Origin of the sequence: Paenibacillus swuensis (genome assembly GCF_001644605.1) — a bacterium.
Lineage (GTDB): Bacteria > Bacillota > Bacilli > Paenibacillales > DY6 > Paenibacillus_N > Paenibacillus_N swuensis.
On record NZ_CP011388.1, the window covers coordinates 2,632,501 to 2,645,988 of the forward strand.

The following is a 13,488-nucleotide window of genomic DNA, read 5'->3' on the forward strand; positions in this document are numbered from 1 at the left end:
GGGTACATTACGGGGCCATAGCTCAGCTGGGAGAGCGCCTGCCTTGCAAGCAGGAGGTCAGCGGTTCGATCCCGCTTGGCTCCACCAAACAAACTCCTAGATTTTACAAGTTGAAATCGAAGAGCGTATATGGTAAGATGTTTTAGCTGTCGTTTCTGACAGTATATAACGTTTTGTTCCTTGAAAACTGGATAGTGAATGAGTGAGTCTGATTCGTTGATTGAAGCTCTGCTTCAGGAAACATTCAGACATACAACGCAAGGATCGCAAGATCCGCTAGTAACATCTCTAATTTTTATTAGCTTAGGATAAGCTATTAAGAGCACACGGAGGATGCCTAGGCGCTAGGAGCCGAAGAAGGACGTGGCGAACGACGAAATGCCTCGGGGAGCCGTAAGCAGGCTTTGATCCGGGGATGTCCGAATGGGGAAACCCGGCTGTAGTAATGTACAGTCACTCTTAACTGAATTCATAGGTTAAGAAGAGGCATACCAGGGGAACTGAAACATCTAAGTACCCTGAGGAAGAGAAAACAATAGTGATTCCGTCAGTAGCGGCGAGCGAACGCGGAGGAGCCTAAACCGGTAAGCTTGCTTACCGGGGTTGTGGGACGTCTCACACGGAGTTACAAAGGAATGGGTTAAGCGAAGAGGTCTGGAAAGGCCCGCCATAGCAGGTAACAGCCCTGTACCTGAAAGTCCATTCTCTCCGAGACGGATCCCGAGTAGTGCGGGACACGTGAAACCCCGTATGAATCCGCCAGGACCATCTGGTAAGGCTAAATACTTCCTAGCGACCGATAGTGAAGCAGTACCGTGAGGGAAAGGTGAAAAGGACCGCGGGAGCGGAGTGAAATAGAACCTGAAACCGTGTGCTTACAAAAAGTCAGAGCCCGATCTATGGGTGATGGCGTGCCTTTTGTAGAATGAACCGGCGAGTTACGTTCACGTGCAAGGTTAAGGTGAGAAGCCGTAGCCGCAGCGAAAGCGAGTCTGAATAGGGCGATTAAGTACGTGGGTGTAGACCCGAAACCGAGTGATCTACCCCTGTCCAGGGTGAAGGTGAGGTAACACTCACTGGAGGCCCGAACCCACGCATGTTGAAAAATGCGGGGATGAGGTGGGGGTAGCGGAGAAATTCCAATCGAACTCGGAGATAGCTGGTTCTCCCCGAAATAGCTTTAGGGCTAGCCTTGGATTCTAGAGTCGTGGAGGTAGAGCACTGATTGGGTGCGGGGCCCGCCAAGGGTTACCAAGCTCAGTCAAACTCCGAATGCCATAGACTTATAGCCAGGAGTCAGACGGTGAGTGCTAAGATCCATCGTCAAGAGGGAAACAGCCCAGACCATCAGCTAAGGTCCCCAAGTGTGTGTTAAGTGGGAAAGGATGTGGAGTTGCACAGACAACCAGGATGTTGGCTTAGAAGCAGCCACCATTTAAAGAGTGCGTAATAGCTCACTGGTCGAGTGACTCTGCGCCGAAAATGTAACGGGGCTAAACACGCCACCGAAGCTATGGATTGATCGTAAGATCAGTGGTAGGGGAGCGTTGTATGTGGGTTGAAGGTGTACCGTAAGGAGCGCTGGACAGCATACAAGTGAGAATGCCGGTATAAGTAACGAAAAGACAAGTGAGAATCTTGTCCGCCGAAAGCCTAAGGATTCCTGAGGAAGGCTCGTCCGCTCAGGGTTAGTCGGGACCTAAGGCGAGGCCGAAAGGCGTAGTCGAAGGACAACAGGTTGATATTCCTGTACCACCGTAAGCCGTTATGAGCAATGGGGTGACGCAGAAGGGGAACGTTGCAGGCTGATGGAATAGCCTGTCCAAGCAGTGAGGCTGATGTGTAGGTAAATCCGCACATCGTAAGGCTGGGCTGTGATGGGGAGCGAAATATAAGTAGCGAAGAACATGTACTCTGGCTGCCGAGAAAAGCCTCTAGCCAGGTGATGGTGCCCGTACCGCAAACCGACACAGGTAGGCGAGAAGAGTATTCTAAGGCGCGCGGAAGAACTCTCGTTAAGGAACTCGGCAAAATGACCCCGTAACTTCGGGAGAAGGGGTGCCTCGGTAGGGTGAATAGCCCGAGGGGGCCGCAGTGAAAAGGCCCAAGCGACTGTTTAGCAAAAACACAGGTCTGTGCGAAGCCGTAAGGCGAAGTATACGGGCTGACGCCTGCCCGGTGCTGGAAGGTTAAGGGGAGCGGTTAGGACTAGTCCGAAGCTGTGAACCGAAGCCCCAGTAAACGGCGGCCGTAACTATAACGGTCCTAAGGTAGCGAAATTCCTTGTCAGGTAAATTCTGACCCGCACGAATGGCGTAACGACTTGGGCGCTGTCTCAACGAGAGATCCGGTGAAATTTTAATACCTGTGAAGATGCAGGTTACCCGCGACAAGACGGAAAGACCCCATGGAGCTTTACTGCAGCTTGATATTGGACTTTGGTACGATCTGTACAGGATAGGTGGGAGCCTGAGAAGGCGGAGCGCAAGCTTCGCCGGAGGCGCCGTTGGGATACCACCCTGATCGTATCGGAGTTCTAACCTGCGCCCGTGAAACCGGGTGAGGGACAGTGTCAGGTGGGCAGTTTGACTGGGGCGGTCGCCTCCTAAAGAGTAACGGAGGCGCCCCAAGGTTCCCTCAGAATGGTTGGAAATCATTCGAAGAGTGCAAAGGCATAAGGGAGCTTGACTGCGAGACATACAGGTCGAGCAGGGACGAAAGTCGGGCTTAGTGATCCGGTGGTACCGCATGGAAGGGCCATCGCTCAACGGATAAAAGCTACCCTGGGGATAACAGGCTTATCTCCCCCAAGAGTCCACATCGACGGGGAGGTTTGGCACCTCGATGTCGGCTCATCGCATCCTGGGGCTGAAGTAGGTCCCAAGGGTTGGGCTGTTCGCCCATTAAAGCGGTACGCGAGCTGGGTTCAGAACGTCGTGAGACAGTTCGGTCCCTATCTGTCGTGGGCGCAGGAAATTTGAGAGGAGCTGTCCTTAGTACGAGAGGACCGGGATGGACGTACCGCTGGTGTACCAGTTGTCTCGCCAGAGGCATCGCTGGGTAGCTATGTACGGACGGGATAAGCGCTGAAAGCATCTAAGCGCGAAGCCCCCCTCAAGATGAGATTTCCCAATTTAGTAAGACCCCTTGAAGACGACGAGGTTGATAGGTTCGGGGTGGAAGTGCAGCAATGCATGGAGCTGACGAATACTAATCGGTCGAGGGCTTATCCAAATGACCTGAATTAACAGGTTAACGCGTTGAGCATGCTTACGAAGCTAGCTTTGCAAGCAAAGCTCTCATTCATTCACATTCAGTTTTCAGGGAATAATTAATCACTGAGTGAGCTTTAACACGGGGAGATACCCAAGTGGCTCAAGGGGACCCTCTGCTAAGGGGTTAGACTGCGCAAGCGGTGCGAGGGTTCGAATCCCTCTCTCTCCGCCAGATGATTTCTTGCCTGAATGAATTTCAATGTGGCGGTGTAGCTCAGCTGGCTAGAGCGTACGGTTCATACCCGTAAGGTCGGGGGTTCGATCCCCTTCGCCGCTACCATTTCTACTTTTGATCTATGAATGATATCAATTATTGCTAGTTTCATATGGAGGCTTAGCTCAGCTGGGAGAGCATCTGCCTTACAAGCAGAGGGTCGGGGGTTCGATCCCCTCAGCCTCCATTCATACCTTGCCGTTGTAGCTCAACTGGTAGAGCAACTGACTTGTAATCAGTAGGTTGGGGGTTCAAGTCCTCTCGACGGCACCACTTAAATTTATATGAAGAAGAATGTCATGGAGCCGTGGTGTAGAGGCCTAACATGCCTGCCTGTCACGCAGGAGACCGCGGGTTCGAATCCCGTCGGCTCCGCCATTCCTTCATCGAAACATTATATGGCTCGGTAGCTCAGTCGGTAGAGCAGAGGACTGAAAATCCTCGTGTCGGCGGTTCGATTCCGTCCCGAGCCACCTTTAATTCAATATGGAGGATTAGTGAAGTGGCTAAACACGGCAGACTGTAAATCTGCTCTCTGACGAGTTCGGTGGTTCGAATCCATCATCCTCCACCATAGTTCATATTTCATTGCAAGAGCCATTAGCTCAGCTGGTAGAGCACCTGACTTTTAATCAGGGTGTCGTAGGTTCGAATCCTACATGGCTCACCATTTTTACCTACACTATGTGTGTTAAGTAAGAATGTATAATATCATTACATAACCTATTAACCTTTGGTGTCGTACCCACGATGCCGAGGGTTTTTTTAATGTCATTTTTCGGACCGATCCACCGTATGCCCATTCTCCTTTTAGGTAACGATATGAACAGGCCTTGAAAGGAGGAATCCCCATTACATGTCTTATGTCATTCCCTTAATATGCAGTATCATTCTGGTCAGCGCCTTCGTGCCGGTCATGAGAAAACTGGCCATACGCTTCAACTTCGTAGACCGCCCGAACCAACGTAAAATTCATGCCGTTCCCATCCCTTTGCTTGGGGGAGCTGCCGTGTTTATCGCCATTATTTTGTGTATGTTTATTTTTGACGGATGGACGGATCGTACAGGCACTTTGTTGGTCGGAGGGATCATGCTGGTTTCCATTGGTTTACTGGACGACTGGTACAAGACGAGAGGAAAAGATTTTGCCGTCTGGCCGCGATTAATTGTTTATACGATTGTATCTTCGGTTCCGCTGTGGTTTGGAATTGAAATTGTAGGCGTGACCAATTGGGCAACGAAGAGCATGTTCTTTTTGCCGGGATGGTTGGTGATTGTAGCTACGATGTTGTGGGTCTTTTCCCTGACCAATATGATAAATTTCATTGACGGTGTAGACGGTTTAGCCACAGGAATCGCGTTAATCGCTTCTGTAACCTTATTCGCATTGGCACTATATAAAGGGCAAGAGGGAACGGCTCTGATGGCAGCAGTGGTGGCTGGGGCTTGCATGGCGTTCTTATTCTTTAACTTTCATCCGGCCAAAATATTTCTGGGCGACGCAGGCGCCACGTTCCTCGGATTTACGCTCGCGGTTACCGCGGTAGACGGCGCTTTCAAGACCTGGCTGGTACCCATTCTGGCCTTAGGTGTGCCTATTTTGGACACGACGATTGTATTCACGCGCAGGTTTCTGGAGAATAAAGGTCTGCACAAAGCCGATAAACTGCATACGCATCATTCCCTAATGAAATGGGGATTATCACAAACGCAGACGGTGTCATTTTTGTACCTCGTAGGTGTGTTGTTCGCATTATTATCCGTTTTGACCCTGGTATTGCTGAATTAATTATACTTTGAATCGATACGGAACCTTGCATGCCCCTCGGTTTTTGCTGAAGGGCTCTTTATCGTGTGTTACAATAGTGGCAAAGAGAAACTAGATAAATGAGGTCGGGAGAAATCATGGACTGGGAACGTATTCGCAAGAAATTAGAGGGCATTCTGAACGCTCCGATTCAATTGACGTACATTCAAGAAGTGGCAGCACCTGAGGATCTCCATAAGAGTTTCGTGTCTGAGCATATTGTATGGTTTCCGTTGTATCCGTTGAAAGATGGCAGCATTGCCGCATTCACCGTTGACGAGGGCATGATTACCGTATCCGAAAGATCCTTAACGGAGTTAACTATTCGCGCCTTTAAGGAACATGTGGCCGTGACGGAAATTACGGATGAAGAAACGAAAGCCGGACACCTGGGTCAATGGATCGTTGAACATCTGCACAGCAACCAGCTCCAAACGGATCTGCCGGATGCCTTGGCAGCCATGAATACGCTATATGTATCCAAAATTCCGCTGCTGCTCTATGCCGACGATACTGAACAACGTCCTGATGCCTACGGGGAGTTAAAACGTTTGTTGGAAGCTTTTTTTGATGATGAGTTGATTCTTATCCCTCTATTGGATAAAGAGTGGCTGATTCTGGCTTCTGAAACGCTTCTGCAGAACGGAACGGAGGAAACGAAGGAAGAGGGTCCGGAAGAGACGCTCGAGGAAGCTTTGACTTCGCTGGCTTCAGGTCTTTACGAAATGGTCGCAAGCGAGTGGGTGCCCGAATGTCATCTATCGGTGCATTATCCGATGATCCCGGCAAAGTCCTTGCTCGCTACAGTAGCGGATTTGAGAGAAACCGTTGTGTTGGGGCGCAAATATAATGTGGGGAATACGATTCATCTGGCATGGATGCTCCGATTGGAGAGGCTGTTGAACGGTCTTACGGAGAACAACAAAACGCAATTCATGGAACAAGTGCTTAAAGGAATCGATAAAGTGCTGGACGCGGAAACGTTAGCGACGCTGGAAACTTTCTTTCTGTTAGATTGCAATGTCAGTGAAACGGCCAAGAAGCTCTACATACACCGCAATACGCTCTTATACCGTTTGGATAAGTTCAAAGGGGAAACGGGTCTGGACGTTCGGAACTTCTCCCAAGCTGTATTAGTCAAGATCTCCTTGTTATTGTACAAAGTAACGAAAAGGAAGTAATTTTTTTGTAGGGATTGTGCATAGTCAAAATGTAAGCGCTAAGGTAAGATAAAGGTACAGTAAATGTTCATCCAATAAATCAATCTTGTTTAGGGGGATCTCACTCATGGCAGGCGTACGCTTAGAACATATTTTCAAGAAATATCCCGGTAGCGATCTCGTAACGGTTAAAGACTTCGACTTAGATATCAAAGATAAGGAATTCTTGGTACTGGTTGGTCCTTCCGGTTGCGGTAAGTCCACAACGCTTCGTATGATCGCAGGTCTTGAGGAAATTTCCGAAGGTAATCTGTACATCGGCGACCGTCTTGTGAATGACGTTGCACCTAAAGATCGCGATATCGCGATGGTATTCCAATCCTACGCTCTTTACCCGCATATGAACGTATACCAGAACATGGCGTTCGGCTTGAAGCTTCGTAAGTTCAAGAAAGCCGATATCGACAAGCGTGTACGCGAAGCGGCTAAGATTCTAGATATCGAACATTTGTTAGACCGTAAGCCTAAAGCTCTGTCCGGTGGTCAGCGTCAACGTGTCGCGCTTGGTCGTGCGATCGTTCGTGAACCGCAAGTCTTCTTGATGGATGAGCCGCTTTCCAACTTGGATGCTAAACTTCGCGGCCAGATGCGCGCGGAAATCATCAAATTGGCTAAGCGTTTGGAAACAACCGTTATCTACGTAACGCATGACCAAGTAGAAGCAATGACAATGGGTGATCGGATCGTTGTTATGAAAGACGGTATCATTCAACAAGCAGCTACACCTACTGAACTGTACAACAGCCCTGTAAACATCTTCGTTGCAGGATTTATCGGATCCCCGTCGATGAACTTCATCAACGGTCTGTTGTCCGAGTCGAACGGCGAACTTCGCTTCAAGACGACTGGTATCGATGTAGCTATTCCTGAAGGTAAAGCGAAATCCCTTCGTGAGAAAGGTCTATCCGGTAAAGAAGTGATTCTGGGCATTCGTCCTGAAGATCTTCATGAAGAAGCAATCTTCCTGGAAGCATCGCCGAACAGCATTGTAAATGCTCATATCGAAGTTGCTGAGAACTTGGGTCACGAAATGCTCCTTTCCCTGGAAGGCATCGGTACAGGCACTACAACGGCTCGTGTAGATGGACGTTCCGGTTTGAAAGAAGGCAACAACGTGAAGCTTGCCATTGATATGAACAAAATTCATATCTTCGATAAAGAGTCCGAACTCGCGATCTAATCGCATTCTATGGAAAGACCGGGGGATACTTTAAGTATCTGTCCCGGTCTTTTTGGGTTTCAGTTGAAAATCAAATTCAATTCCATTACGATGTTAACAATAGGTGTTTCAAGAAACGGAGAGAGAAGACATGGCGAAGCGAGTCAAAGTCACCGAATTAATACAACGGTTTCAACTGGAGATCATTGCGGGCGAGCAGGGGTTAAAGCGGAATATTACCGTTGCGGACTTATATCGTCCGGGTCTTGAGATGGCCGGCTACTTTACATATCATCCAAGCGAACGGGTTCAGATTCTGGGTAAGACGGAACTTACGTTCTTTGATACATTATCACAGGCGGATCGAATTGATCGGATTCAACGTCTCTGTGCAGAAGATACACCCTGCATCTGTGTTACCCGTGGCATGGACATTCCACCTGAGATTATAGAAGCTACGAATCATGCCGGTGTGCCATTACTTCGCAGCAGCGCACCTACAACGGTTCTCTCGAGCCGAATTACCGACTTTCTGGAGAACCGGCTTGCGCCTTCTACGACGATTCACGGAGTTCTGGTGGATGTCTACGGGGTAGGGATGTTGATTACGGGGAGCAGCGGAATCGGGAAGAGTGAAACCGCGTTGGAACTGGTGAAGCGCGGACATCGCCTGATAGCAGATGATGCGGTCGAGATCCGCCAGACAGCGGATAATGTACTTCATGGAAATGCCCCGGAGCTTATTAAACATCTGCTCGAAATTCGCGGCGTCGGCATTATTAACGTGATGACGTTGTTCGGCGCAGGGGCGATCCGGAACGTCAAGAGCATCAGTGTTGTCGTTAAGCTTGAAACCTGGCAGCAGGATAAGCAATATGATCGGTTGGGATTGGATGAAGAGACCACGAAGATCATTGATTCGAATGTGCCGCTGGTTACAATCCCGGTAAGACCTGGTCGTAACTTAGCGGTCATTATCGAGGTGGCCGCGATGAATTTCCGCCTGAAGCGAATGGGCTATAACGCGGCATTGCAGTTTACTAACAAACTGACGGAAACCATTGCGGAAGAAATGGACGATATGGATTAATTGAAGAAGGACGTGAACGGAAGCGATGGTTGAACCGTTAAATAAGATTGCATTTTCATTAGGACCGTTAAGTGTTCATTGGTACGGAATCATACTGGGAACAGCAGCTTTGGTTGGCTTGTTCCTGGCCATTCAGGAAGGGAAAAGGTTTAACATCATCCCGGATTTCTTTATGGATTTGCTGCTGGTTGGGGTTCCGTCCGCTATTATAGGTGCCCGGCTGTATTTTGTCGCGTTTAAGTGGGATTACTATAGTCAGCATCCCGGAGAAATTATCCGGGTATGGGAAGGCGGCATAGCGATCTATGGCGCGCTGATTGGAGCGATCATCGGAACGAGTATTTATATTCGGCGCAAAGGCTACAACTTCTGGAGAATTGCGGATATTGCGGCACCTTCGCTGCTTGCCGGACAGGCTATCGGCCGTTGGGGCAATTTCGTCAATCAGGAAGCGCACGGCGGACCCGTGGAGGAGTCTTTCCTGCGAAATACATTGCACCTGCCTGATTTCATCGTGAATCAGATGTGGATCGAAGGGCAATTTTATCATCCTACGTTTTTATACGAGTCCTTATGGAATTTGCTTGGGATCGGGGTATTGTTCTTGTTGAGAAGACAACGCTTCGTTCGTTCGGGTGAATTGTTCCTGGGTTATTTCATCTGGTACTCCATCGGTCGCTTCTTCATTGAAGGTTTGCGTACAGACAGCTTGGCCGTTGACGCGCCGGGATGGGTCGAAGGGCTAATGAACGCGCTGTGGTCTCCGATGAACGGGGTTTTTGAACCGGGAACGATGGACTACGGCAATGTGCGGATTTCTCAATTATTAGCTATTTTATTTATTATTGTGGCTGTGGTGCTGATCGTTGTGCGCAGAAAGACCGGGGCGGCCCAAGAACGCTATTCAGATCCTATCGTCTCAACAAAAGAGATGATTACCATCGTGGAAGCTCCGGCAGCCGGGACGGTCAAGCCCGTACAAACGCCAGAGAAACCTGAGGCTCCCAAAGACTAGCGGATCCACGCTTGAAGAGAGGAAAGCTTGCTGTGATAACTACGATTCTGTTTGATTTAGACGGTACCATCATCGATACGAATGAACTGATTATCGCTTCTTTTCTGCATGCGCTGGAAGGGATTGTACCGCCGGACTTCACCCGGGAGCATATTATTCCGGAGATGGGAAAGCCGCTGACGGAGCAAATGCAACGGTTTGCGGGCCGTGATGCGGTAGAGGATTTAGTGGTGACTTACAGAGCCTACATGCTGGATCGGCATGATGAAATGATGGCTGAATTTCCGGCGGTGAAAGAGGTGCTCGAAGGTTTGCGTGACCGTGGCATTCGTATGGGCGTTGTGACAACGAAGGCTCGGTTGACGACGGAGAAGGCATTGCATTTCTTAGGTCTGTATGAATATATGGAAGTCATTGTGACAATTGATGATGTAACCCATCCCAAGCCTCACCCTGAGCCTGTGGAGAAGGCGTTGCTGGCGCTAGGGGCTGATCCGGCAAGAACAGCCATGGTGGGCGACAGCATGGCCGACATCTTGTCCGCGCAGCGTGCGGGTGTAACGGCAATCGGGGTGGCTTGGTCCATGAAAGGCGCGGATTATCTGCGCTCCTTTAATCCGGATCATATCATTCATGAGATGGCGGATCTGTTGGAGCTTGTAGCTGATATAGCTAAGGAAGAAGAACATGAGTAGGAACACGGAACGTTATCCGGTCGAGGGTCCGAATGCCTTGTGGCAGGTATATCATACGGTCAGCCGGATGAAGGCGGTCAAAAATTTTATTTTCATCCAGATTACCCGTTATACTCCGTCCCTGCGGATGAAAAACTGGATTTATCGGCATGTGTTGGGCATGCAGGTAGGGAAGGAAAGCGCCTTTGCGTTGATGGTCATGGTGGACGTGTTCTTCCCCGAACGGATTCGAGTGGGCGATAATTCGATTATCGGGTACAACACCACGATTCTCACCCATGAATACCTTATTAAAGAATATCGGCTCGGCGATGTCCGAATTGGATCGAACGTGATGATCGGGGCAAACTGTACAATTTTGCCCGGCATCACGATCGGCGACGGCGCGGTAGTCGCCGCCGGTTCGCTGGTTCACCGCGACGTGGAGGCGGGCGCCTTCGTCGGCGGCAACCCGCTGCGGAGCTTAAGCTGAAGAAGAAAGCCCCCGGCTGCTGAACAGGAATCTGTTCTCGCAGCCCGGGGGCTTTGTGTTGTGACGTGAGAGCGTGCGCTAATGCAACACGTGCTCCACAGGCACATAGGTGTAGCCCAAATCGCGGGCGACCGCCTCGTACGTCACCGCGCCGCCGGCGGTGTTCACGCCGAGCGCGAGCGCTGTGGAGGCGCGAATCGCCTCCACGACGCCTTTGCCTGCGATCTGTAACGCGAAAGGCAGCGTTACGTTCGTCAGGGCGATCGTGGATGTGCGCGGCACCGCGCCGGGCATGTTGGCCACGGCATAGTGCAGCACGCCGTGCTTGGTGTAGGTAGGGTTATCGTGTGTGGTAATGTGATCGACGGTTTCGAAGATACCGCCCTGATCAATCGCCACATCCACGATGACGGAGCCAGGCTGCATCGCCTGCACCATCGCCTCGCTGACCAAGCGAGGGGCTTTGGCGCCGGGAATAAGGACGGCGCCGATGACGAGATCCGATTCGGCTACCGCTTCTGCAATGTTAAAGGGATTAGACATTAACGTTGTTAAGGATGGTCCGAATATATCGTTCAACTGACGCAAACGTTCCGGGTTTAAGTCAATCAACGACACATCGGCGCCCAGGCCGATGGCGATCTTGGCCGCGTTCGTGCCCACGACGCCGCCTCCAATGATCGTGACTTTACCCGGTCTCACGCCTGGGACACCTCCGAGCAGAACGCCTTTACCGCCCTTGGATTTCTCCAAAAATTGCGCGCCGATCTGTGCGGCCATCCGTCCGGCTACTTCACTCATTGGTGTAAGTAGCGGCAGTGTACCGCCGACGGAAACTGTTTCATAAGCAATAGCGGTCACTTTGCTATCCGTCAGAGCTTTGGCAAGCGCCGGCTCCGCGGCAAGATGCAAGTAGGTGAACAGGATCAAGCCTTCGCGGAAATAACCATATTCCGCAGCGAGAGGCTCCTTCACCTTCATAATCATGTCCGCTCCGGCCCAAATGTCTTCAGCCCGTTCTATTATCAGTGCTCCCGCACGTTCATAATCTTCATTGCTGAAACCGCTGCCGGTTCCGGCCCCGTTCTCGATCCGCACTTCATGACCCGCTTTCACAAATGCAAGCACACCCGCAGGCGTCATCGCGACACGGTTTTCATTGTTCTTAATTTCTTTCGGTACGCCAATAATCATCTGATGCAACCCCCTTAAGCTTGTTCTACATTCAGTATAAGAAGTTTACGGCGAATCGGCATTGTTCAAAAATGAAAATACACCATCTTTCGCTTGTGTAAAAATACGAATGCTTACAGATGTAACGTGTCCGCTTTCAGGTCTAAATATAAGGTTACTTTCTGATTCATATGTTCAAGATCAATCGAGCCGACTTCGGAGATTCGTTTAAGGCGGTAGTTCAGCGAATTCGTATGAATGTGAAGGGCCTCGGCGGCGCGCTTCGCGTGGCTGTCGCACTCCAGATAAGTTTGCAATGTGAGCAGCAAGGCGCTGTTATGTTCTTGATCGTAGGCTTTGAGCTTAAGTAATGAAGGGTTAGTATAGCCTGAAGCTTGGTTATGTTCGGCGATGACAGGCAGGTACCGATAGAACCCAAGATCGGCATGCACCACGCACAATGCGCCTTCCTGCGGATGTCTTTGCCGGAATCTCAGCACATCCAACGCTTCTTTGTACTTAGCAACCGTGTGGCCATAGTGATCAGACGGGTTACTGAAACCGAAGGAGCGTAATGCGATACCGAAACGGTCGGATAGGGTTTTGTCCAAAAAGGTATAGAACTTTCTTGCCGCGTCCGATGTTGGTAACGCCTGAGTCATTACAATGAAATGCGGTCCGTCCGCAGTCATAAACGGAATGGAGTAGGCGCCGGCTGTGGAAATCACATAATGCAACTGCCCCAGTTGCTGCTCGGTGACATTATGTTCCGTTTGCAGTACCGCAATCTGGTAAAGCTTCGGCAAGTTGAGACCCCATGCGGAAGCTTTACTTTCAATATATGCATGAGAAATCATATGGCCCGTCAGCATCTGCCAAAAAAAGTCCTGATGACTTTCTTGATTTCGTTTGGCATGGTTTAGCAACTGAAGCAGTTTCGGCACAGCAGCTGCGGCGGCTTCGCTCAGTACCGAGTTGTAATCGGCTTCCGGACGAAGCGGATCTTCGGCAAGCCAGAGGTAACCGAGCACATCCTTATGATGACGGATGGCCACGGCAACGCGACTGCCCAAGCCGATCTCCGGGATGGCCGGTATTCGCAGAGGCTCGCTCGAGGCGAGAAGCCTGGGCAGAAAGCCGTCGCGCCAAAGACCCGCGATTACGGCTTCGGGCACGCGTCTTCCAACAATGGTGGCAATTCGGGCTGAATCCGTATGGGGACTATGTGAACTATAGGCCAGCAATCGATGATTGGCATCTTCTATGGTTACAGGGCATTGCAACGTTTCCCCGATCCAGTCGGCCAAGTGCTCCAAACTGTTAAAGCTTCGCGGGGGGAACGGGGTAGCGTTAGGCATAATGAAACTC

The 13,488-nt window shown here is 50.4% G+C and carries 9 protein-coding genes, 9 tRNA genes and 1 rRNA gene; 17 read left to right on the top strand and 2 right to left on the bottom strand.

Annotated elements, in window-relative coordinates; translation table 11 throughout:
- Positions 1-11 precede the first annotated feature (11 nt).
- The 17 genes from SY83_RS11610 (at position 12) to SY83_RS11690 (ending at position 10,947) form a co-directional block, all read left to right on the top strand.
- A tRNA-Ala gene (locus SY83_RS11610) sits at positions 12-87 on the top strand.
- Positions 88-306: 219 nt separating this feature from the next.
- A 23S ribosomal RNA gene (locus tag SY83_RS11615) occupies positions 307-3,234 on the top strand.
- Between the two features lie 122 nt (positions 3,235-3,356).
- Positions 3,357-3,447: transfer RNA gene (locus tag SY83_RS11620), tRNA-Ser, on the top strand.
- 31 nt (positions 3,448-3,478) lie between these two features.
- Positions 3,479-3,555: transfer RNA gene (locus SY83_RS11625), tRNA-Met, on the top strand.
- A 48-nt stretch (positions 3,556-3,603) separates the two neighbouring features.
- Positions 3,604-3,676: transfer RNA gene (locus SY83_RS11630), tRNA-Val, on the top strand.
- A gap of 10 nt (positions 3,677-3,686) precedes the next feature.
- Positions 3,687-3,762: transfer RNA gene (locus tag SY83_RS11635), tRNA-Thr, on the top strand.
- Positions 3,763-3,790: 28 nt separating this feature from the next.
- Positions 3,791-3,867 (top strand) — tRNA-Asp (locus SY83_RS11640).
- A gap of 22 nt (positions 3,868-3,889) precedes the next feature.
- Positions 3,890-3,962 (top strand) — tRNA-Phe (locus SY83_RS11645).
- 15 nt (positions 3,963-3,977) lie between these two features.
- Positions 3,978-4,063 (top strand) — tRNA-Tyr (locus SY83_RS11650).
- A 20-nt stretch (positions 4,064-4,083) separates the two neighbouring features.
- A tRNA-Lys gene (locus tag SY83_RS11655) sits at positions 4,084-4,159 on the top strand.
- Positions 4,160-4,345: 186 nt separating this feature from the next.
- Positions 4,346-5,278 carry an MraY family glycosyltransferase gene (locus SY83_RS11660; RefSeq protein WP_068606667.1) on the top strand — a complete coding sequence of 311 codons (933 nt, stop codon included), beginning with the start codon at positions 4,346-4,348 and terminating at the stop codon, positions 5,276-5,278.
- 116 nt (positions 5,279-5,394) lie between these two features.
- Positions 5,395-6,477, top strand: a complete 1,083-nt coding sequence (locus SY83_RS11665) for a PucR family transcriptional regulator (protein ID WP_068611060.1) — start codon at positions 5,395-5,397, stop codon at positions 6,475-6,477.
- A 106-nt stretch (positions 6,478-6,583) separates the two neighbouring features.
- Positions 6,584-7,696 (top strand): ABC transporter ATP-binding protein, encoded by a 1,113-nt coding sequence (locus SY83_RS11670; RefSeq protein ID WP_068606669.1) that lies wholly within the window; start codon positions 6,584-6,586, stop codon positions 7,694-7,696.
- 130 nt (positions 7,697-7,826) lie between these two features.
- On the top strand, positions 7,827-8,765 hold the full coding sequence (gene hprK, locus SY83_RS11675) for an HPr(Ser) kinase/phosphatase (protein WP_068606671.1): 939 nt from the start codon (positions 7,827-7,829) through the stop codon (positions 8,763-8,765).
- A gap of 25 nt (positions 8,766-8,790) precedes the next feature.
- Positions 8,791-9,780 carry a prolipoprotein diacylglyceryl transferase gene (gene lgt, locus SY83_RS11680; protein ID WP_082882483.1) on the top strand — a complete coding sequence of 330 codons (990 nt, stop codon included), beginning with the start codon at positions 8,791-8,793 and terminating at the stop codon, positions 9,778-9,780.
- Between the two features lie 32 nt (positions 9,781-9,812).
- Positions 9,813-10,475, top strand: a complete 663-nt coding sequence (ppaX, locus tag SY83_RS11685) for a pyrophosphatase PpaX (protein WP_068606673.1) — start codon at positions 9,813-9,815, stop codon at positions 10,473-10,475.
- The gene (locus SY83_RS11690) at positions 10,468-10,947 is read left to right on the top strand and encodes an acyltransferase (RefSeq protein WP_068606676.1); all 480 of its coding nucleotides are present in this window, start codon (positions 10,468-10,470) and stop codon (positions 10,945-10,947) included. Before ppaX ends, SY83_RS11690 begins: the two co-directional genes overlap by 8 nt.
- Positions 10,948-11,025: 78 nt before the next feature.
- On the opposite strand, the gene ald is transcribed toward SY83_RS11690, so the two are convergent.
- Entirely contained in the window at positions 11,026-12,141 is a 1,116-nt protein-coding gene (gene ald, locus SY83_RS11695; protein WP_068606678.1) for an alanine dehydrogenase, read from the bottom strand.
- A 113-nt stretch (positions 12,142-12,254) separates the two neighbouring features.
- Positions 12,255-13,478, bottom strand: a complete 1,224-nt coding sequence (locus tag SY83_RS11700) for a PucR family transcriptional regulator (RefSeq protein ID WP_068606680.1) — start codon at positions 13,476-13,478, stop codon at positions 12,255-12,257.
- Between the last annotated feature and the right edge of the window lie 10 nt (positions 13,479-13,488).

What these genes read in the sequence shown, in the direction of transcription:
- SY83_RS11660 (WP_068606667.1), top strand. Translation starts at nt 4,346, where the DNA reads ATGTCTTATGTCATTCCCTTAATATGCAGTATCATTCTGGTCAGCGCC.
- SY83_RS11665 (WP_068611060.1), top strand. Translation starts at nt 5,395, where the DNA reads ATGGACTGGGAACGTATTCGCAAGAAATTAGAGGGCATTCTGAACGCT.
- hprK (WP_068606671.1), top strand. Translation starts at nt 7,827, where the DNA reads ATGGCGAAGCGAGTCAAAGTCACCGAATTAATACAACGGTTTCAACTG.
- lgt (WP_082882483.1), top strand. Translation starts at nt 8,791, where the DNA reads ATGGTTGAACCGTTAAATAAGATTGCATTTTCATTAGGACCGTTAAGT.
- SY83_RS11670 (WP_068606669.1), top strand. Translation starts at nt 6,584, where the DNA reads ATGGCAGGCGTACGCTTAGAACATATTTTCAAGAAATATCCCGGTAGC.
- SY83_RS11690 (WP_068606676.1), top strand. Translation starts at nt 10,468, where the DNA reads ATGAGTAGGAACACGGAACGTTATCCGGTCGAGGGTCCGAATGCCTTG.
- ald (WP_068606678.1), bottom strand. Translation starts at nt 12,141, where the DNA reads ATGATTATTGGCGTACCGAAAGAAATTAAGAACAATGAAAACCGTGTC.
- SY83_RS11700 (WP_068606680.1), bottom strand. Translation starts at nt 13,478, where the DNA reads ATGCCTAACGCTACCCCGTTCCCCCCGCGAAGCTTTAACAGTTTGGAG.